18 protein-coding genes are annotated in these 19,745 nt (G+C 38.2%); 4 read left to right on the forward strand and 14 right to left on the reverse strand.

The features are described from left to right. Positions 1-11: 11 nt before the first annotated feature. Positions 12-1,001 carry a hypothetical protein gene (locus EGI31_RS23535; protein WP_255039644.1) on the forward strand — a complete coding sequence of 330 codons (990 nt, stop codon included), beginning with the start codon at positions 12-14 and terminating at the stop codon, positions 999-1,001. A 308-nt stretch (positions 1,002-1,309) separates the two neighbouring features. On the opposite strand, the gene EGI31_RS23540 is transcribed toward EGI31_RS23535, so the two are convergent. Continuing rightward, the gene (locus tag EGI31_RS23540) at positions 1,310-2,560 is read right to left on the reverse strand and encodes a thioredoxin family protein (RefSeq protein WP_255039645.1); all 1,251 of its coding nucleotides are present in this window, start codon (positions 2,558-2,560) and stop codon (positions 1,310-1,312) included. Positions 2,561-2,772: 212 nt separating this feature from the next. Between EGI31_RS23540 and EGI31_RS23545 the strand changes: the two genes are divergently transcribed. Then, positions 2,773-3,117: a Spx/MgsR family RNA polymerase-binding regulatory protein gene (locus EGI31_RS23545; RefSeq protein WP_255039646.1), complete on the forward strand. Its 345-nt coding sequence runs from the start codon at positions 2,773-2,775 to the stop codon at positions 3,115-3,117. Between the two features lie 2 nt (positions 3,118-3,119). On the opposite strand, the gene EGI31_RS23550 is transcribed toward EGI31_RS23545, so the two are convergent. After that, complete coding sequence (locus tag EGI31_RS23550) at positions 3,120-4,844, reverse strand: GMC oxidoreductase (RefSeq protein ID WP_255039647.1); 1,725 nt, start codon at positions 4,842-4,844, stop codon at positions 3,120-3,122. A gap of 273 nt (positions 4,845-5,117) precedes the next feature. On the opposite strand from EGI31_RS23550, the gene EGI31_RS23555 reads away from it, so the two are divergent. Continuing rightward, positions 5,118-5,885 (forward strand): XRE family transcriptional regulator, encoded by a 768-nt coding sequence (locus EGI31_RS23555; protein WP_255039648.1) that lies wholly within the window; start codon positions 5,118-5,120, stop codon positions 5,883-5,885. Here EGI31_RS23555 and EGI31_RS23560 read toward each other — a convergent pair. The 12 genes from EGI31_RS23560 to EGI31_RS23615 all read right to left on the reverse strand — a co-directional run bounded on the left by EGI31_RS23560 (position 5,882) and on the right by EGI31_RS23615 (position 19,113). Beyond that, entirely contained in the window at positions 5,882-7,126 is a 1,245-nt protein-coding gene (locus EGI31_RS23560) for a putative hexosyltransferase (RefSeq protein WP_255039649.1), read from the reverse strand. The two genes, EGI31_RS23555 and EGI31_RS23560, sit on opposite strands and share 4 nt — an antisense overlap. 5 nt (positions 7,127-7,131) lie before the next feature. After that, the gene (locus EGI31_RS23565) at positions 7,132-7,467 is read right to left on the reverse strand and encodes a hypothetical protein (protein ID WP_255039651.1); all 336 of its coding nucleotides are present in this window, start codon (positions 7,465-7,467) and stop codon (positions 7,132-7,134) included. A gap of 204 nt (positions 7,468-7,671) precedes the next feature. Next, positions 7,672-8,910, reverse strand: a complete 1,239-nt coding sequence (locus EGI31_RS23570; protein WP_255039652.1) for a putative hexosyltransferase — start codon at positions 8,908-8,910, stop codon at positions 7,672-7,674. Further along, on the reverse strand, positions 8,907-9,272 hold the full coding sequence (locus EGI31_RS23575; RefSeq protein WP_255039653.1) for a hypothetical protein: 366 nt from the start codon (positions 9,270-9,272) through the stop codon (positions 8,907-8,909). Before EGI31_RS23575 ends, EGI31_RS23570 begins: the two co-directional genes overlap by 4 nt. A gap of 191 nt (positions 9,273-9,463) precedes the next feature. Next, positions 9,464-10,765 (reverse strand): MFS transporter, encoded by a 1,302-nt coding sequence (locus EGI31_RS23580; RefSeq protein ID WP_255039654.1) that lies wholly within the window; start codon positions 10,763-10,765, stop codon positions 9,464-9,466. Positions 10,766-10,775: 10 nt separating this feature from the next. Continuing rightward, complete coding sequence (locus EGI31_RS23585) at positions 10,776-11,414, reverse strand: beta/alpha barrel domain-containing protein (protein ID WP_255039655.1); 639 nt, start codon at positions 11,412-11,414, stop codon at positions 10,776-10,778. Positions 11,415-11,418: 4 nt separating this feature from the next. Beyond that, positions 11,419-12,450, reverse strand: a complete 1,032-nt coding sequence (locus EGI31_RS23590) for a sugar kinase (RefSeq protein ID WP_255039656.1) — start codon at positions 12,448-12,450, stop codon at positions 11,419-11,421. Positions 12,451-12,453: 3 nt separating this feature from the next. Then, positions 12,454-13,872, reverse strand: coding sequence for a glucuronate isomerase (gene uxaC / locus EGI31_RS23595; protein ID WP_255039657.1), 1,419 nt, complete (start codon positions 13,870-13,872; stop codon positions 12,454-12,456). Between the two features lie 27 nt (positions 13,873-13,899). After that, complete coding sequence (locus EGI31_RS23600; RefSeq protein ID WP_255039658.1) at positions 13,900-15,549, reverse strand: UxaA family hydrolase; 1,650 nt, start codon at positions 15,547-15,549, stop codon at positions 13,900-13,902. 212 nt (positions 15,550-15,761) lie between these two features. Next, a complete protein-coding gene (locus tag EGI31_RS23605; protein WP_255039659.1) occupies positions 15,762-16,196 on the reverse strand; it encodes a nuclear transport factor 2 family protein in 435 nt (144 codons plus the stop codon). Positions 16,197-16,342: 146 nt separating this feature from the next. Next, on the reverse strand, positions 16,343-18,772 hold the full coding sequence (locus EGI31_RS23610) for a PspC domain-containing protein (RefSeq protein ID WP_255039660.1): 2,430 nt from the start codon (positions 18,770-18,772) through the stop codon (positions 16,343-16,345). Positions 18,773-18,777: 5 nt separating this feature from the next. After that, positions 18,778-19,113, reverse strand: coding sequence for a PadR family transcriptional regulator (locus EGI31_RS23615; protein ID WP_255039661.1), 336 nt, complete (start codon positions 19,111-19,113; stop codon positions 18,778-18,780). Between the two features lie 168 nt (positions 19,114-19,281). Here EGI31_RS23615 and EGI31_RS23620 point away from each other — a divergent pair, with 168 nt between their 5' ends. Further along, a complete protein-coding gene (locus EGI31_RS23620; RefSeq protein ID WP_255039662.1) occupies positions 19,282-19,722 on the forward strand; it encodes a hypothetical protein in 441 nt (146 codons plus the stop codon). The last annotated feature ends 23 nt before the right edge of the window (positions 19,723-19,745 follow it).

A 19,745-nucleotide genomic window follows, 5' to 3' on the forward strand; every position in this document is an offset into this window, starting at 1 on the left:
AAGTTTGATTTATGAAAAGAATTTTTGGAGGTAAAATTGTCTATTACCTAGGAGCAGGAGCCAGTGCGAATTCTATTCCTACTGTAGGAGACATATCATATAGATTAGACCACCTCTATTCTTTCCTTTTTAATAATTCCAATTCTATAATTGGAATATCCACTTCAAATGGGATAGTAGATAGAGAAAAGTACGATGTTTTTTTGGGGATTATTAAAAAATGGAATTTACTTGTTAAACAAACACCAAGTATTGATACTTTGGCCAAAAGACTTTTTGATCAAAGAAAAGATATTGAGTACAAGGAGTACAAATTATTCTTGACCGTTTTAATGAACTTCTTCCATTGTATTAAGAAAAATAAAGAAGGAATTACGGAAATAAACAATTTGGAGGGACGGTACGAAAATTTACTACGATCAATTAACCAATCTAGCACTCTGGTCCCGAATGGAAAAAAGATAATCCCTAATAATTTTGAATTCATATCATGGAATTATGACTTTCAATTAGATTTATCTTCTCAACTAGATGATTTAAATCTGTTGAATGAAAATAACATTGTATTAAAAAAACTAAATGGTTCTTCTCTTGTTGTAGACATAAAACCTCCTAATCTTCTTGATGTATCTGAATCAATAATCGTTCAATATTTATTCCGATTGTACGAACATTTTCACTACAATAACCAACTTAATATCCCTCTTAAATTTTCATGGGAGCCAAATGATTTTGATTTTTTATATGAATTAGCATGCAAAACTGATTATGTGGTGGTTATAGGCTATTCATTTCCTACTTTTAATAGAGTTATCGATAATTTATTCTTTCAAAGTTTGAGAAAGAATACAATTGTCTATACACAAGGATATAATTACCAAGACTCTGAAAGAATTGAAAAGTACTTAAACCAAACATTCTCCTCCAACAAACCAATATTTACTACAATACCAGTTGAAAGCCCATTCTTTTTTGTTCCACCCGTATATTTCGAAAGTTAAATTTTAGTAGTCAGAAATAAATATTTAATACTAACTAAAATATTTGGGTTTAAACTAAAAAAATATAAAATATCATTTTTATAATATTTACGTATAAAAAATAATATCTATACTTGGAGAAATCTCGCTTTTTATAACACATTTCTCCAAAAATTTATTTGTATACTTGGAGAAATCTAAGTTTTTTTAACCACATTTCTCCAAGTATTGACAAGAATAATATTTATAAAATACTAATTACCAGAGAATTAGGAAAGGAACAATAAAAAATCAATCAATTTTGAACACTAAAAATTCAGCCCCCACTTTTACAACTTCTCAATCAAAGCCGAAAATTTCGTAAGATCCACTTGTGCTTTTGAGGCCAAGTTTCTTGCCTGTTGGGCATCTGCTTTGGCTTTTACTAAATCACCCGCCTTTTGGTTTAATTTTGCTGATTCGAAATAGTATTCCGCCAAAAACTTATCTTCTTTAAGCAAACCTTTGGCTTTGTTTAACCAAGCCGTGGCTTTGGGTGCATAGTTTTTGTTTGGATAAAAATCATTAAACACTCTGGCGATATACACCAACGACTGTCCATTGGTACCGAATTTTGCTGCCATTTTTTCGCCTATAGCCAGTGCTTGCTCAGGCTTGCCTTCACGTATGAGGGCTTTGGTGTCAAACTCCCAAGTTACGTTTTCTATATACTGGCCTGCTCCTGTGAGATTCATGTATTTTTTAACCAAATTCAGCTTTGCAGTTCCATAATTTTGGCCCCTTTGGCTATATAATGAAGATTGTATAATGCCACCCAAGATATTATTTTCATTACCTGCGTGTCCGTCTTTTTTCTCGAACGCTGCTGCGGTAGCGACATTGTTAAACCAATGCACCGCAAAACCATTTTCCATATCTGTTACACATTTCTTGGTCAACTTCCAGCTGGTTTCGCTGTTGAGTTGATCTTTTGGATATATTTTAAAAACTTCGTCTGCGGCAGTTATGGCTAAAGTGGTGTCTTTTGTAAGCCTCGCATAAGCGGCCAACTGCACCAACAGGTCTAGCGATCTATCACCCTTGTCATATCTGGCTTTGTAATTGGCAGCTCTTTTATCAAGACTTAGGGCCGTTTCGGCAGCCGTCACGATGGTTTTTACATCTGGCGTAACTTCGGCTTGATGCACTATTTTACCATCGCCATCAAAGTACAAAAACTGTGGAAAACTTGGTAAATAGATATTTCGGGCATTCAAAAACTTCACTTGCTCTGCATTACCTACATCAAGTTTATAGTTTACAAAGCTGCTATTGTATTTGGTAGCCACTTCTGTTTTTTTGAAAAAAGGCTCAATACTTTGGCAAACTGGACAAGTGGGCGAATAACACTCTACAAAAAGCAACTTACCAGAAGCCTTTGCTTGTGCTAAGGCATCGTCGATGCTTGGATTCCATGTTACCTGACTTTTATCGATATTTTCGGTACTAACTGTTGTTTGGGAAGTGCTATTTTGCGACTTCGACTGGCAGCTTGCAAAAAGCAAAACACCAGCTAAACTCGTAATTTTAAAGATATTCATTGGAGAAAAAATCATTTTATGCTATTATTTAAAAAATGCCCGTAAAAATTGAAAAATATTAAGTTCTAAACAAATATTTGCTTGTTAATATTCAGTTAAACGCAAATAATGAGCCAAATATGTATTCCAGTTAAGATACAAATCAAAACATACTTTCTTTCGTTTCATAGCTCCGAAATGTATTAAATTTGTAAGAAATTAAAAAACGATAGATGCTAACAGTATACGGTATACCGAATTGCGACACAGTAAAAAAATCACTGGATTTCCTAAAAGCTAAAGGCGAGACTTTTGCATTTCATAATTATAAAACAGAGGGTATTTCGAAAGATAAACTAGAAGAGTGGATGCAGCAAATCCCGCTGGACAAACTCGTAAACAAAAAAAGCACGACCTACAAAGGCTTTGACCAAGCACAAAAAGACGCATTAGAAACTCCCCTATCGGCTGTAGAGGTGATTATGCAAAACACCTCGGTCATCAAACGCCCCATCGTAGAAGACCAAAAAGTAGTGGCCGTGGGATTCGACAAAGACCTTTACGAGAAGCTATTTTAGACTCACAAATTCCGCTTTTTGAGTTCTTTTACCGCGAAATCACATGCACGAGCAGTAAGAGCCATGTAAGTGAGCGATGGATTTACGCAGTTAGAAGAGGTCATGGCAGCACCGTCGGTCACAAAAACATTCTTGCATCCCCATACCTGATTGTGGGCATTGAGTACCGAAGTTTTGGGGTCTCTGCCCATGCGAGCCGTACCCATTTCGTGCTTTGATAGACCGAGATGGAAATCATCTTTTTTGAATGAACGAATATTTTTATAGCCCGCCGCTTCCATAAGTTCGGCCGCATCGTTTTGCATATCTATCCGCATTTTTTGTTCGTTTTCCTTTATTTCAGCATCAAATACTATTTTGGGTATGCCAAACTGATCCTTTTCGGTAGGATGCAGATACATCATGTTATCTTCATAAGGCAGACATTCGCCAAAAGACGTAAGATTTATACCCCAGGGACCTATTTGGGCAGCTTTTTCTTTCAGATCCGCACCGAATAGCTTTGGCGGCGTTTGTTTTGACCACCCACTTCTGCTAGCACCACCCTGAAAATCAAATCCTCGCAGATAGTCTCGTTTGTCGTTCCCTATATTTCTGAATCGTGGCATAAAGATACCGTTGGCACGTCGACCCGTGTAATATTTATCTTCAAATCCTTCTACCGTGGCTGATGCACCTACTCTTGAGTGGTGATCCATCAGGTTTTTACCGAGCTGGCCGCTGTCATTGCCCAGTCCGTTAGGGAATCTATTTGAGGTAGAGTTGAGCATAATGGCCGTACTTGCCATGGCAGATGCATTGATGAAAATAACCTTTGCAAAATACTCGGTCACTTCTTTGGTTTCAGCGTCTATTACTTCAACACCATCGGCTTTTTGTGTTTTTTCATTGAATATAACCTTTGAAACAATGGAAAACGGCCGAAGAGTCAAGTTGCCCGTTTTCATAGCCGCAGGCAAAGTGGCCGCTTGTGTACTGAAATACCCTCCATAAGGACAACCCGAAGAGCAAGCATTACGGTATTGACAAGATACACGACCCAATGCGGTTTGCTCGGCAGTTGGTTTAGTAATATGAGCCACTCTACCGATGGTAACTATCCTATCATTGCCATATTTGGCCTTTATTTTTTCTTTGAAGCTAGCCTCTATGCAGTTCATTTGCATGGGCGGCTGAAACAGACTATCTGGCATGTGCGGAATGTTATCGTAGCTACCAGTTACACCCACAAATTTCTCAACATAGGCATACCAAGGCTCGATGTCTTTGTACCTGATGGGCCAATCGATGGCTACACCCTCACGAGCATTGGCCTCAAAGTCAAAGTCGCCCCATCTGAATACCATACGTCCCCACAGCAAAGATTTGCCCCCGACACCCGCTCCTCTATACCAGTCAAAGGGCTTTTTACTGATATAAGGGCTAGTATCTTCTGGCAGCCAAAAGTCTTGGTTGGCTTCATTGATGGGGTAATTCCCCTCGGCGGTTTGTATTGGAAATTTTGCTTTTATCTCTTGGGTTAGTCTGTTGGCATGATCCAATTCCCAAGGGGCTTTCATAGCGTATTTATAGTCCTCTATATGTTTGATGTCCTTGCCCCTTTCGAGCATCAGTACTTTTAGACCTTTTTCACAAAGTTCTTTAGCCGCCCAGCCGCCGCTTATGCCTGAGCCCACTACTATGGCGTCGTAGGTATTTTTTTCTTTACCTATTAGGTTGAGATTCATATTGTCAGGTTGAGATATTTATTTCAAATATAATCAAATACCTTCTTCATTTGTTTTTTGATGGTTGATTTTGTTGGTATGCCGCTCTAGTTGTGTCGCCATCGTCTGTGTCCTCACAGACGAGACGAACGTATAACTTATGCGGTTGCAGTTGATGTTTGTTAGGACACAAACATGGGCAAATGATAAAAAAATTAGCAATATGGGATTTGATAGTGATGGTATTTGTATTTTACTTAAAATATTACCAATTTTATGGTAAAATATTTAGCAATGAAAAAGATAAGTAAAAATATAGCCCATTTGCGTCATCTGAGAGGAATTTCACAGGAAGCATTGGCCAGTGATTTGAATATTACACGGTCGAGGTTGAGCTCATGGGAGGAGCATCGGGCTGAACCGCCTATAGATTTGATTGTTCAGTTAGCTGATTATTTTACAGTATCAATAGATTCACTTCTAAAGATTGACCTTACCAAGGTAAACGACCTCCGTGATTTGCTTAAAATCGGTGGGAACAGAATTTTGTTCCCGGTCATGGTAGACAGCGATGGCAAAGATTTGGTAGAACTCGTGCCTATCAGAGCATCTGCAGGTTATCTTCAGGGCTTTAGTGATGAGACATTTATAGAAAGTCTGCCTCGCATTTCCTTGCCTTTTACTGACGTTGGCAAGTTTCGTGGTTTCCCCATTCAGGGCGACTCAATGCCACCATTGGAATCAGGTGCTTATGTGATAGGCAAATATGTGGAAGATGTAGCAGATATAAAAGATGGTAAAACCTATGTGGTCTTAACCCAAAACGATGGCTTAGTCTATAAGCGGTTGTATAACAAAATCGAACAAGACGGCACCATACATTTGCATTCCGACAACAAAGCATATTATCCTTACCAAATTAAACCGGAAGAGGTATTTGAGCTTTGGAGTTTTGTGTGCAGTCTCAATCCTACTGACAGCCCTATTTCTGATTTGGTCTATAATGCTATCCAGAATATACAAGCAGACGTGGTGCAGTTAAGACAAAGTCGCCTCGATTAAGCCTTCGATTTCAGGCTTTTTTTGATTAAAACCATATAATCGTAGAGGTAAAGTACTATAATGGTTAAAAAAATCAGGGATACAAACCAAGGCTGAAACCAGATGGTCTCGAATTCAGCGATATTACCCTTTAGAATTTTAGATGCTCCTTCCATATTGAGGAAAATTGCAAAACTCACCAAAAAAAACCTCACAATATCTTTGCGTAGCATAGCCAGTGCACCAGAAAAAAGTACAATGGGATGTGAATACCGAGAGTGCATTTGGGTATTGAAGTAAAAGAAAAAAAGAATAATCAATACACAAGCCAACAAAACGTTTTCGAAGTTAAAATCGACATTTAAGTATTTTCGAAAGAGGCCCAGACTTTTGAGTGCGAAGGGAAGTAATATCAAGCCTGAAAGTCCAAAGAAAGCCATCAGTCCATAAGAATTATAACTAAAATTGAATATTCCCAAGTTATCATTTACCAACTGTGGATTTTTGAATATCAACCACCACACATTGTATGCACCCATGTTTACGTATGGATATCTACCCACGCTGTCCGTAAATGAATTGATGGCCAATTTGAGGTCTCCAGATAAAATAAAAGGCAAAAGAATGAGGATTTGTAAGATTACTGAAGGCAATAATATCTGTAGAATTTTGACAAACGAGTACTTCTTTATGTCTTCAAAAATAACAAGTGCTATGATGGGTAGGAAAATAATACCTTGAAACTTAAAATTGATAGACAGAACAAGAAATATTAGGCTTAAGGTAGGCTTTTTGAACAAACCGAACGATATAGAAATAAACGCAAAAGCCGTATGAACGCCGTCCATTTGCCCAAACAAGAAGTTGTTGTACCAGAACGCAATATTACCCAGAATCAACAACGGTAATAGATCTGCATTTTTTACTTTATGTGCCAAAAGAACCTTATACACTGCAAAAACACTTCCGATTTCTACTAAAAAGACAAGGTATTTGAGGTGATGAATTTTTAAGTATATGTTTTCCGGACTTGGGTTGATTTTGCCAAATAACCATAAGAAGTAGTGCCAAATCGGTGGGTAATCAACCTCCAATTTGTAAACATTCTGAAGACCAAAATGATTGATGTAATTGCTCCATGTTATCCAGCAATTGCGGTCATTTTTGCCCCATACATATATATTTGGTGCCAAATAACAGCCAATTATAAAAAGAGCTGTGTATATCAAAAGTGGCCTAAGGTCTTTGGTAGTAATTTGCACGCAATTTAAGGGCTAGGTAATTTGGTGTAATACACAAACTGCTTGGTGGTGTTATCGTAATACTGTAGGGTCTTGGTCTTATAGTTTGGGTACAAAAGCGATTCATACCCATTCTCTAACTTCAGTGAAAAAGATTCCCATTTGTGGTTGGTCCATTTGCCTTCCCATCTCCCGTCTTGCTTTTGAACGAAGATAGAGTCTCTTCTTTGAGCGTCGAGATGAATTATCGGAAATCTACTAGTACATTTTTTTGGAACATTAACACAACTCAAATCCACCCATTTTCCATATAACTCTAGGGTATTATCGTGAGATTGACAGCAACAAAGGATGACTGACATTAAACCTATAATGCGGGGGAACATCTTTAAAAACAGTTAATGGTTCATTCTATAAACCAAATGTATGGATTGCTTTTAAAGTCCAAATTGGAATGAGATTAGAATTTCATTAGAATGGCCAGTTTTTTATATAATGGTCAAAGTTTAAGCCGTAAAATGTCCTTTGACGACCACAAAGACAATAACTATTTACCTAATAGGCCTTTAAGATATTTTTATATTATTGAATATTAATACAAGGTAGTCATAAAAATATAGTGCAATTACCACCAAAAATAGCAATGAAACAAACAACGGCTGAAACCAAACACTTTCAAATTCAGCGATATTCCCCTTCAAAATTTTCGAAGCACCTTCCATATTTAGAAATACAGCCATACTTACCAATAAAAACCTCAAGTAGTCTTTCCTCAGAATAGCCAAAGTACCAGCAAAAAGCACCACCGGATGAGAATACCTGGCATGCATCTGCGTATTGAAGTAGAAGAATACCAAAATAATCAGCGTAGTGGCCAAAAGTACGTTTTCAAAACTGAACTCCAGCTGGATTTTTTCATTAAAAATACCCAAACTCTTTAGTCCAAATGGCAGTAGAATTAATCCAGATAAGCCAAAGAATGACAATAAGCCGATTGTATTGAAGCTGAAATTGAAAATACCACTATTATCATTCATAGTTTCAGGATGAGTAAATATCAGCGACCAGACATTATAAGCACCCATGCTCACAAAAGGATATCTACCCATGCTTTCGGAGAATGAATTGAAAGCCAGTTTCATATCTCCAGTTAGTATGAATGGCAGGAAAATAATTATTTGGAGAAACAAACTTGGCAGCAATAACAACACTATTTTTTTAAAACCGTATCGCTTTACTTCGTCAAACAAGGTTAGAAATATGATAGGTAAAAAAATGATACCCTGAAACTTAAAATTCACACAGAGAATAAAGAAAAGCAAACTAAAGGTAGGCCTTTTGAAGACTGCAAATGCCAGCGAAATAAAAGCAAATGCGGTATATACGCCATCAACTTGCCCAAAAAATACATTGTTGTACCAAAAGGCTATATTAAAAAGAATGATTAATGGCAAAATATAAGATAGCGTATACTTTTTGGATTCTAATATCCTGTAAACCATGTATATACTAAGCATTTCTACGGCCAATACTAGATACTTCAACTTATAGATATTGAGGTAAATCATATCCGAACTGCCCTGTATTTTGGCAATCAACCATAAGAAATAGTGTACCAATGGTGGATAGTCTACCCCAAGTTTGTAAATATTTTGAACTCCGTAATGGTGGATATAATTACACCATGAAAACCAACAGTTTCGGTCATTTTTTCCCCAAACGTAGACATCAGGAAGAAGCAAACACCCAATAATGAATATGATGGTGTAAAGAGCCAATACCTTTAGATTCCGGGAGAATTTCAATTTTTGAATGAATTTAGTTTTTTATAATAGATGAATTTCTTGTTGATACCATCGTAGTATGCTAGCATATTTTTATCGTAAATGGGATATAGTAGGGTTTCGTAGTTATTCTCCAGCGTAAGCGTAGTGGCATTGTATTTATTGCTCGACCATACGGTTAAGGTTTTGCCGCTATTATACTGCACTTGTATAGAATCTCCAAAAGAACTATCAATTTTTATTATCGGAAATCTACTTGTACAATTCTCGGAGTTGTTCTTACAAGCTACGTCCATCCAAATGCCATCACTTACAAATTTACTATTTCGGTTTTGGCAGGCCGTTAGATACAATAAGGCGGCTATAAGAAAGTGAGACTTCATTCTTCGTGCAAAGAGGAACTTAATTTTGTTGCAAATATACTCAGAAATTAAATATCTTTTTGATTTCAAGGTCGCTTAGTAAAGTGAAGCTATACATTTTTATAAAATGGTATTCCAACACATAAAATAAAAAAGGGCCGAAACGCTTGTTTTCGACCCTTTTAATGTTAGTTTTCTTACTTTTATCTACCTTAAAGTTCAATTTTCTTCATCTTTGGAACCAATAAGTGCATAATTAGCCAGGCCAATAAATACGCACCACCACAAATCAAGAACATTATGAAGTATGCAGTTTCTATTTGATTAATACTTCTGTAATAAACGAACATATTCTTTTGTACGGCCCAAGTCAATAAAATACCGCCGAGTCCTCCCATCATACCTCCTATACCTGTTACAGAGGCTGTGGCCTTTTTCGGAAACATATCCGACACTGTGGTGAAAATATTTGCCGACCAGGCTTGGTGAGCAGATGCCGCAATACCTATTACCAAAACAGCCAACCACATATTTACTCTTCCAGCATACTGAGACAACACCACAGGCAATACACATAAAGCGAAAATAAACATGGAGGTTTTACGAGCCTTGAATGCTGGCATATTTCTATTTATAAATGCCATAGGCAAATATCCTCCACCCACGCTACCTATTGTAGATATCATATACACCACCGCCGTTGGTATGGCAATTTCAGTAAGTGTAAGTTTGTACTCACTCTGCAAGAAATCTGGCAACCAGAAGAGATAAAACCACCAAACAGGGTCAGTCAAGAATTTACCAATAGCGAACGCCCATGTCTGACGATAAGTAAGCAATTTGAACCACGATACTTTCTCGTTTTCTACAACTTTTTCAATGTTCTCGTCTTCTTTATCAGAGTGGATATAATCAAACTCAGCTTTGCTCAGTTTTTTGGAATCCTTCGGGTTAGTATAGTGCTTTTGCCACAAAACCAACCAGATAAAACCAATTAGACCTGTAAGAATAAAGGCCCATTGCCAACCCCAAGCAGCCGCTATAAAAGGCACTGTTAATGGAGCAACTATGGCACCTATATTGGTACCAGAGTTAAAAATACCAGTAGCTAAGGCTCTCTCCTTTTTAGGAAACCACTCTGCAGTACTCTTGATGGCTGCTGGAAAGTTACCTGCCTCGGTAACCCCCAAGAACGCTCTTGCAATCATAAAACCAAAGGCCGAATTGGCAAATGCATGGCCCACAGCTGCCAAACTCCACAATCCAGTTGCCATTGCGTAGCCCTTTTTAGTACCTAGTTTGTCCACAACTCGGCCAGCGATGAGCATACCGAAGCTGTAGAAAAGTTTAAAGGCAATTTCGATATTGGCGTAATCTCCATCGTCCCATTTGAGTTCGACAGACAGAACGGATTTGAGAAGGCTAATGACTTGCCTGTCGAGGTAATTGACGGTTGTGGCAAAAAACACGAGGGCACAGATGGTCCAGCGATAGTTTCCGATTTTGTTCTCCATTTTTGTAGGGTTAAGGTTGAATGAAAGAAAACAATCCTTTCACTTTGGTTTTGAATATTTCGATCTCGTTCATGTCTTTGAATAGTTGAGAACCTAGCCCGACTGCATTAGCTCCAGCCCCAAACCACTCCTTTAGGCTACTTTCAGTTGGTTCTACACCTCCAGTTACCATAATTTTCACGTTTGGCATTGGACCTCTTAATGCTTTTACATAAGCAGATCCAACCACATTTCCAGGGAAAATCTTGACCATATTGGCACCTAATGATAAAGCCGAGTAAATTTCGGTCGGTGTCATTACACCGGGTACCCATGCAATGTTATGCTTTTTACACACATTACCAACTTCTTGTGTAGTACCTGGTTGTACTACAAAATCTGCTCCTAGAGCAATGTATTTCTCGGCTGTTTCGGCATTTACAATAGTCCCAATGCCTAATATCATTTCTGGGCAATATTGTTTTACAAACGGTTGGATATTCGAAAATACATCAATGGCATTTTCGCCTCTATTGGTAAACTCAAAAGCCCTTATTCCCGCCTCGTAACATGCTCCTATGATATTTTTAGTAACCGCGGCGTCGGCATTATAGTACACTGGCACCAATGGTTTTTCTAAAATAATAGCTACAATATCTTCTTTGGTCATGTTATTAATTTACCAAAATGTTATTCAAAATTTCATTTACGTCTTCCACCGACTGAGAGGTAGCATCGCCATATTCGTTTAATTTGCCTATGGCCGCAGCTGCTGCAAAGTCGATAATATCCTGCGGATTGTGATTTTTGTATAAACCATAAAGCAATCCAGCCATAAAGCAATCGCCACTTCCCACTTTGTCGACTACTTTATTGACTTTAAAATGTGGAGAAACAAAAAGATTTCCCTCCGTGAAAATGGTTGTGTAATACTCAATCCCTTCATTTTGGTAGTCAAACCGAAATGTATTCGCCACATATTTACAATTCTTAAATTGGAGCAAAATTTCCTTAGAAACTCTTTCACACTCTTCCAAATACTCCGATTTGGTGGCATTATTCACTTCAATCTCAGGATCTATTGTGGTTCCGAGTAACTTATTGGCAGCCCAAAGGTTGCCCATGATAAGATCGCAATATGTAGCTATTTCCGGCATAATTTCTATTGGCTCTTTACCGTATTTCCATAGTTTTGAGCGATAGTTAAGGTCTACAGATATCTTTACACCTGCTTTTTTGGCTTCTTTTACAGCCTCTAAACATACCTCGGCCATTTGTTGGCTCAATGCGGGCGTGATGGCACTTACGTGAAGCCATTCCACATCATAAAAAACCTCCGCCCAGTTTACTTGGCCAACTTGAATGGAGGCAAATGATGAGTGAGCTCGGTCGTAAATCACACCTGCATTTTTCAAATCAGCCCCTTGGGGAAGCATATAAATGCCGATTCTCTCACCGCACCATTGCATTTTGGAAGTATCGATATTCTTGGATTCCAAATGTGCAGCAATTTCCTCAGCCAAAGCGTTCTTTGGCAATCCGCTACAATATTGCACGGGTATGTTCCAACTCGCCAAAGCTGTTGCAGTATTTAATTCGGCTCCACCAACGAAGGTCGGTATTGTAGCTTTCTTAATCCACTCCCCTCCCATTTCGGGTGATAGCCGAAGCAATATTTCGCCAAATGTTAGAATCGATTTCCTCATTTCTTAAAATCCAAAATACGTTTTGGCGTTGTTGTAACAAATATTTTGAATCGTCTTTCCAATAAATGCCTGATCGTTTGGAAGTTCGCCGTTTTCAATGTCGTTGCCATAAATGTTGCACAATATTCTCCTGAAATATTCATGACGAGGAAACGACAGGAAACTACGAGAGTCGGTAAGCATTCCCACAAACTGGCTCAAAAGGCCCATTTGTGAAAGGGTATTTATCTGCTTCTCCATGCCATCTTTTTGGTCAAGAAACCACCAACCTGAACCCCATTGAATTTTGCCTGCCACTGAGCCATCATTGAAATTACCTATCATGGTGGCCATGAGTTCGTTATCTGCAGGGTTTAAGTTATAAATTATAGTTTTCGTCAATTGGTCAAACTCGCCCAATTTTCCTAAAAACTTAGATAAAGATTTGGCCTGTGACCAATCTCCTATACTATCCCAGCCCGTATCAGGACCAAGCGTTCGCATTGCTTTTTTGTTATTGTTTCGTAAAGCACCCAAGTGAAACTGCTGAATCCAGCCGAGTTCTGCGTACATAGTTCCTAAAAAATGCAATATGGCAGATTTGAAAATAGCGGCCTCATGTGCTGTAATGGCCTGCTGACTCAATGTTTTTTTGAAGACCGTATCTGCCTGTTCTTCAGTAAAATCTTCAGCATAAATCTCCTCCAGACCATGATCGGAGACTTTACCTCCATTTGCAGCAAAAAAATCTGCTCTCAATTTTAGTGCTTTTTGTAAGTCTGAATAATCCTTGATTTCGAAGCCTACTATCCCACTCAGTTTCTCGATATAAGAAACGAAGTTCGGATTTTCTATCAATATAAACTTGTCAGGCCTAAATGCCGGCAACATAACTACTTCTGAACCTGCTGGTTTTGTAGCCAATTCTTTATGGTAAGCGATGTGATGTTCTAGAGAATCTAGCGGATCATCTGTAGTACAAACCGTAGTGACATTCATTCTTTTCAAAAGCCCACGAACACCATATTCCTTTGTTGCAAGCTTGGCTGTACAATCATCATAAATTGCTTTTGAAGAAGCTGGATTAAGTACTTCTTTTATATCAAAATAACGTTGTAGCTCCAAATGTGACCAATGATAAAGTGGGTTCCGCATGGTATTTGGAATAGTCTCTGCCCACTTTTCAAACTTTTCGTAATCCGATTTATCTCCAGTGCAATAAGCCTCATTTATACCATTGGTACGCATGGCTCTCCATTTGTAGTGGTCGCCGTATAGCCAAGCATGGGTAAGGTTATTGAAATTTATATCGTTTAATATTTGGTCAGGAGGAAGGTGATTGTGGTAATCGATAATAGGCATATCTTTAGCATATTCATGATAAAGTATCTCTGCCGTTTTGGTTTGTAAAAGAAAATTTTCGTCTAAAAAAGCCTTTGCCATATTCGTTATAAAATTATAAGTCTTTGATTACAAGCTCACTCCTCTTTTCCAAGGAATAAAGTCATCTTGTCCGTTTGAAACGGCTTTTACTTCCTGTGTACCACTAGCGGCATTGATTACAAAATCCAAAATTCTTCGTCCTGCCTGCTCTATGGTTTCTTTGCCTTCGATAATAGAGCCTGTATTAATATCAATGATGTCAGGCATTTTTTCAGCCAATTTGGTATTGCTCGATAGTTTTATAACTGGCACTATTGGGTTGCCCGTAGGTGTACCCAAGCCAGTTGTAAAGAGAACAATATTTGCTCCTGAACCCACCTCGGCCGTGGTTGATTCCACGTCGTTACCTGGTGTGCACAAAAGATTTAATCCCTTTTTCGTGACTTTTTCTGGATAATCCAATACATCCGTCACTGGTGAAGTACCACCTTTTTTTGCTGCTCCAGCAGACTTTATGGCATCGGTGATGAGACCATCTTTGATGTTTCCTGGTGAAGGGTTCATGTCAAATCCCGACCCTACAGCTTTTGCTCTATTGTTGTAAGTGGTCATCAAATGGTTGAACTTTTCTGCGTTTTCTGCTATCATGCATCTGTCGCTCAGCTCTTGTTCCACACCGCACAGCTCTGGAAATTCTGAAAGTATTACGGTTCCGCCTAAAGCCACCAAAAGGTCTGAAGTATAACCAATTGCTGGATTTGCGGAAATTCCCGAAAAACCATCCGAACCTCCACATTCCAAGCCCAAAACGAGTTTGTCTAAGCTTGCTGGTTTCCTTTCTATTTTATTAGCCTCGATAAGTCCTGCGAAGGTCTGTTTTATGGCGTTACTTACCAAAAGTTCCTCAGTTCCAAGCTGTTGTTGTTCTAAAAAATAAATAGGCTTTTGGTTCATTCCGCCACGTTTTTCTATTTCTTCCTGCAACATGTGATATTGGGCATTTTGACAACCCAAACTCAAAACTGTTGCACCGGCCACGTTTGGATGGGTTATATAACCGGCCAAAAGCCCACATAGTGCCTGGGCGTCTTGACGTGTACCACCACAGCCCATATCATGCGTTAGGAATTTTATACCATCTACATTTTTGAAGATTCTTTCGGTGACAGTATTTTCATTGCCATCTATCTCTACCGAGAGTATTTCCTCTATGTTCTTACCTGCTGAATAGAGGTCAATTAAGCTTTTTGCGTAGTTTTTATATTTTGTTTTTTTGCCATAACCCAAGTCATCTACCAGTGCTGCTTTCATGATGTCCAGGTTGCGATTTTCACAAAAAACCATGGGCAACACTATCCAGTAGTTGGCCGTTCCTACTTCACCATTGGCCCTATGATAACCCATAAAAGTACGTTGGCTAAACTCACTGACGTCGGGTACTTGCCAGTCGGTATTTCGCTCACCAAGGTTAAATTCACTGGCAGCATGCTTAACATTGAAAGTAGTAATCCACTCTCCTTTTTTGATTTTTTGATGAGCCTTTCCCACCAAAACCCCATACATATATATTTCCTCTCCAATTTCGAAATCAGCCTGAGCAAATTTATGTTTTGCCGGAATGTCAGAAGTCAGTTCGTATGGTTTCTCGTCATACTCTACTATTTCGCCTTTTTTGATATCACTAAGGGCGACTATTACGTTGTCGTCAGGATGTACTTTTAATACTCTATTGCTCATATTTTCATGTTTCCGTTTGGCAATATTTGTCGTTTTTCATGCCGAATTTTTGGAAACTCAAATCTATGCAGATTATTTAAATATAAATTCCGACTGTGGTTCTTTTTTTAATACTATTTTGACAACTTTGCTAAAAAAGATGGAATTCTAGTGCTATTTAAGTTGATTTCTGGTAAAATAGAGTTATTAAATAGAATATTTCAAAGAAAAAATCAAAGATACTTAACTGCTTGCCTGCCCAATAAAACCCAACTCGCTTTTTCCTTAGTAAAGACCAACATTACTTTGATATTTACCTTAGCTGGTTGTTTGCCTTTGTCCATTGATTCGGCAGTGAGAATGTGTCTTACTACTGCGGTTTTACCAACAATCTCAATCTTTACGTCTGAAAAATCTAGGGAAGTAAAATCTGATGCTCCTGTTAAAAATGCCTCCATAAATTCCTTCTGGTTTTCTATTTTACCGCTGGAATGGCCATAGGTCAAAGCAGGATGAGAAATGGATTTCAATCCTGATTCGGTAGGATTGAGCATCTGAACTCTTAATGTTTCAAGTGCTTTTTCTACCGCCGAAATATCTTTATTTTGGCCAAATGCCGCCACTGAAGCAAAAACAGAAAATAGAAAAACCGCAAAGATAGATTTCATTTTTATTAAGGTTTAATTGAATAATTGGTCGAAGCTAATTCTAAACTTCGATGGTTTCAAAACTTACGGTGAAAATATTTATGCAATCGTTGTAAAAAAAATGCCTTGGAGAATTTCCCCAAGGCATACATTTAAAGTTTTGAAATTTATTCTCTTTCTATTTCACTACCACCGCTGGTGTCAGACCGCAAGTCTTTAATTTTACCCAGCTTTGCTACACTGGCACCATGTGCTTCTACATCTGCCTTGTCTACCTGAAGGCCTTTGGCATCTAGTTGTGAGGCTCCCGAAAGATTGACTCTCAGAGTTGGTGCAGAGCCTTTTACAATCAACTGAGACGCTCCCGAGGAATTAATATCCAATACTTTGGTAATAATCTCTAAAGCCACTTGTGATGCACCTGACAAGTTGATTTGGAAATCGTCAAGGTTTTCAAAACCTAATATTTTAGCTTTAGCCGCTCCAGAAATATCAAGACTTTCTAGGTTATTGGTAACTATATAAATGTGTACCTCTGAATCATGATCTCTGAAAGGGTCCTCATATTCCAATTCCAGCGTTGTACCCTTTACTTTTGCTTCTATATTTTCAAGTTCTTTTTGGTCATTGCTGTAAATATCTACGGATGTTTTGTCGCCTTGTTTAATGCTTACGATAAAATTTGACCCAAACTCAACACTTTTAAAGCTCCCAACACTGATAGATTTATGAAATTCACCGTGATCGTTAAAATCCTCACCTCCAAATGAACCATGGCTATCGTTTCTATCCAAAGCCTCCCTTTCATCATCCGTCAAAACCGGGCAATCTGTACAAGTAATTTCACCGGTATTATCCATGACAAAAGTATATTTCTCGATATTGTCTCTGTCAATTCCAAACTTAGACTCTAGATTCCATGATTGGCTGTAAACACTCCAAGCAAACTCTCTAGACATTTTAAACTTCTTATTTTTAGGAATATAGAGCGTGGCCTCTACTTTCTGATCACGAAAGACATTCTTATCTTTCATTGTGAAGTTTTCTGGGAAAATGATTACTGAATCTTTTTGTGCAATCAAATAGGAAATATCTTTAGCCAAAGACAAGGCTTGTTCTTTCGATCTACCGTGTGAGCTGTATTTTGTCTTCAAAGAAAGGTTATCGTTTTCCGAGGCTTCAATAACCACCCTGGTATCGAAAATATCGTCCTCATCTTGATCTCTTTCGAGAGCATCTAAATATAATGTGCCATTCGGAAGACTCAAATTGGTATCTTCGGTATAACTATTATATTTTGAGAAGTTTAAAGCGTATTTTGAGCCTACAGCACTGATACCAACCACACCCATTAACCATAGAGCCAACATGGTTAGCCAGAAATTCCTTTGGCCGTTTAGCTGTCCTGTCAGTAATTTAATACCTATCAAAACAATAGCAATGGCCGGAATAAATAGGGCGAGGAATCCGAAAAATCCACCCAAAGGAGGCAAATCTCTGCTCAACATCCCTATAACGTGGTCGCCTGAAATCCAGTCTTTACTTGAAATCAATCCAAAAAATACTCCTGTAGTAACAATAGCTGCGAAACCAAACGAAGCACCGATAATCATGAGCAACAAACCAAAGAACATTTTTACCAAGGTACCGATTGGTCCTAAAATTTTGCCTAAGGCTTTAAGAATTATACCAATCAATCTGAAAGGGAAAAGTAAAAGTTTGGCAATAGCACTTTCCTGACGAGGTGACTCTGAAAGGCTGTTAGTTTTGATTGAAGACTCTATGTTTTCTATGGTTACTGCCTGACCTTTAAGTTCCATTTTCTGTGTGATTGAAACCGCATTTGGAGCTACTATCCAGAAAATTATGTAAAGGATAATACCGATAAAGAAAAATCCACTTACCACAAAAAGTACCCTTACAATGACCAAATCCATGCCCAAATAAGACGAAAGTCCGGTAGCTACGCCGCCTAAAACTTTGTTCTCGGGGTTTCGATAGAATTTCTTTACATTTTTAACTTCGTCCAAATCGTTTCTTTCTGGAAATGCTATCCAGCAAACAAAATAAGCCAAGAAAATAAAGAACCCAATTCCCAAATCTATCAGACCGAATCCTAAAACTATGAACAGAATTCTAGCCCAAACCACATCAAACTCAAACCTGTGTGCGAGTCCTGCCAAAACACCCGCTAGGGCCTTGTGCTTACTATCGCGGTAAAACTTGGTTTGCGGTATACCTGTATCTGTTTTTGACGACTCCTCAGATTTTGGCACATCTGCTTTCCCAAAAGAAGCACTTTCGCCAGTTTCTTTCGACAAATCCTCGTCTTCTTTGATAGCCTCGAAGTCAGAAACAGTACCCATAGACTTCACAATTCTGTCCACATCGTCCATTTCTATCGCACCACCATTCTGATTCTTTTCATAGAATTTTTCGGCAATTCTAGCCTCTATATCTTGAGTGATTTCGTCGCAGCTTTCGTAGCTCGAGAAATACTTTTTTATGGCTTCTAGATACTGGCTAAGTTTGTTGTAGGCATCTTCTTCTATGTTAAAAATGAGCCCACCTATTGTTATTTGTAATGTCTTTTTCATAATAATTATTTTTGAGTTTTGGCAATGATAGATTGTACAGACTCTGCGAGTTCTATCCATGTAGCATCCAAGCCTTCGAGGAAACTTGTCCCTTTTTCTGTCAGAATATAATACTTACGAGGCGGCCCTGAAGTTGATTCTTTCCATTGATAATCTAACAATTCTGCGTTTTTGAGTCTTGTGAGTAAGGGATAAAGTGTACCTTCTACCACCATGATTTTCGCATTGAGCAGTTCGTCCAATATCTCTGAGGCGTAAACCTCGCCCCGGGATATAATCTGCAAAATGCAATACTCCAAGATGCCCTTCCGCATTTGTACCTGTGCATTTTCTAAATTCATAATCTTGTTGTTTTAAACTGTTTCTTAAAAAGAAATTATAGCTTTTTCATAATTGATGATGCAAATATATAGGATAGTACTTTGTTATGCAAGATACTATGTAAAATTTTTTTATTTATTTTCAAAAATCTTGTAATATGTGAGTCAAAATCATTGTTAAGAGGGTATATGTTGAAATTTTCAGAATATTTAGCGGTCGCATTAGCGGCAACAATAAAGTTTGTCGGCGGCCCACTGGCGGGAGTGGCGTTTAAACTCAGTTGGTGGGAGACCAGTATTTTCTCGTCCTTGGGTATGATGCTCACGGTCTTTTTGGTAATTTATGGCGGTGAAATAATCACACAACTTATTGCTAGATTCAGAGGCAATAAACCCAAAAAGATATTTAGTAGAACCACTCGAATAGCCATAAAAGTAAAATCTAAACTAGGCCTCTGGGGTATCGCCCTTTTGACACCATTTATATTCACACCTATTTTAGGTAGTTTCCTGGCCCTTCATTTTCGATTCAATAAAGTAGAGATTCTTTGGAAAATGTTGATATGTGCTTTGTTTGCTGGAGCTGTACAAACCTGGTTTTTCTATTTTGTAAAAAGTTGGTTTGTATAAAAAAAGCCAAATTCCTTTCAGAA

This window comes from Lacihabitans soyangensis (assembly GCF_024343775.1).
Classification (GTDB): domain Bacteria; phylum Bacteroidota; class Bacteroidia; order Cytophagales; family Spirosomataceae; genus Leadbetterella; species Leadbetterella soyangensis.

What these genes read in the sequence shown, in the direction of transcription:
- EGI31_RS23555 (WP_255039648.1), top strand. Translation starts at nt 5,118, where the DNA reads ATGAAAAAGATAAGTAAAAATATAGCCCATTTGCGTCATCTGAGAGGA.
- EGI31_RS23545 (WP_255039646.1), top strand. Translation starts at nt 2,773, where the DNA reads ATGCTAACAGTATACGGTATACCGAATTGCGACACAGTAAAAAAATCA.
- EGI31_RS23620 (WP_255039662.1), top strand. Translation starts at nt 19,282, where the DNA reads ATGTTGAAATTTTCAGAATATTTAGCGGTCGCATTAGCGGCAACAATA.
- EGI31_RS23590 (WP_255039656.1), bottom strand. Translation starts at nt 12,450, where the DNA reads ATGAGGAAATCGATTCTAACATTTGGCGAAATATTGCTTCGGCTATCA.
- uxaC (WP_255039657.1), bottom strand. Translation starts at nt 13,872, where the DNA reads ATGGCAAAGGCTTTTTTAGACGAAAATTTTCTTTTACAAACCAAAACG.
- EGI31_RS23600 (WP_255039658.1), bottom strand. Translation starts at nt 15,549, where the DNA reads ATGAGCAATAGAGTATTAAAAGTACATCCTGACGACAACGTAATAGTC.
- EGI31_RS23565 (WP_255039651.1), bottom strand. Translation starts at nt 7,467, where the DNA reads ATGTCAGTCATCCTTTGTTGCTGTCAATCTCACGATAATACCCTAGAG.
- EGI31_RS23550 (WP_255039647.1), bottom strand. Translation starts at nt 4,844, where the DNA reads ATGAATCTCAACCTAATAGGTAAAGAAAAAAATACCTACGACGCCATA.
- EGI31_RS23540 (WP_255039645.1), bottom strand. Translation starts at nt 2,560, where the DNA reads ATGAATATCTTTAAAATTACGAGTTTAGCTGGTGTTTTGCTTTTTGCA.
- EGI31_RS23605 (WP_255039659.1), bottom strand. Translation starts at nt 16,196, where the DNA reads ATGAAATCTATCTTTGCGGTTTTTCTATTTTCTGTTTTTGCTTCAGTG.
- EGI31_RS23580 (WP_255039654.1), bottom strand. Translation starts at nt 10,765, where the DNA reads ATGGAGAACAAAATCGGAAACTATCGCTGGACCATCTGTGCCCTCGTG.
- EGI31_RS23615 (WP_255039661.1), bottom strand. Translation starts at nt 19,113, where the DNA reads ATGAATTTAGAAAATGCACAGGTACAAATGCGGAAGGGCATCTTGGAG.
- EGI31_RS23585 (WP_255039655.1), bottom strand. Translation starts at nt 11,414, where the DNA reads ATGACCAAAGAAGATATTGTAGCTATTATTTTAGAAAAACCATTGGTG.
- EGI31_RS23575 (WP_255039653.1), bottom strand. Translation starts at nt 9,272, where the DNA reads ATGAAGTCTCACTTTCTTATAGCCGCCTTATTGTATCTAACGGCCTGC.
- EGI31_RS23610 (WP_255039660.1), bottom strand. Translation starts at nt 18,772, where the DNA reads ATGAAAAAGACATTACAAATAACAATAGGTGGGCTCATTTTTAACATA.
- EGI31_RS23535 (WP_255039644.1), top strand. Translation starts at nt 12, where the DNA reads ATGAAAAGAATTTTTGGAGGTAAAATTGTCTATTACCTAGGAGCAGGA.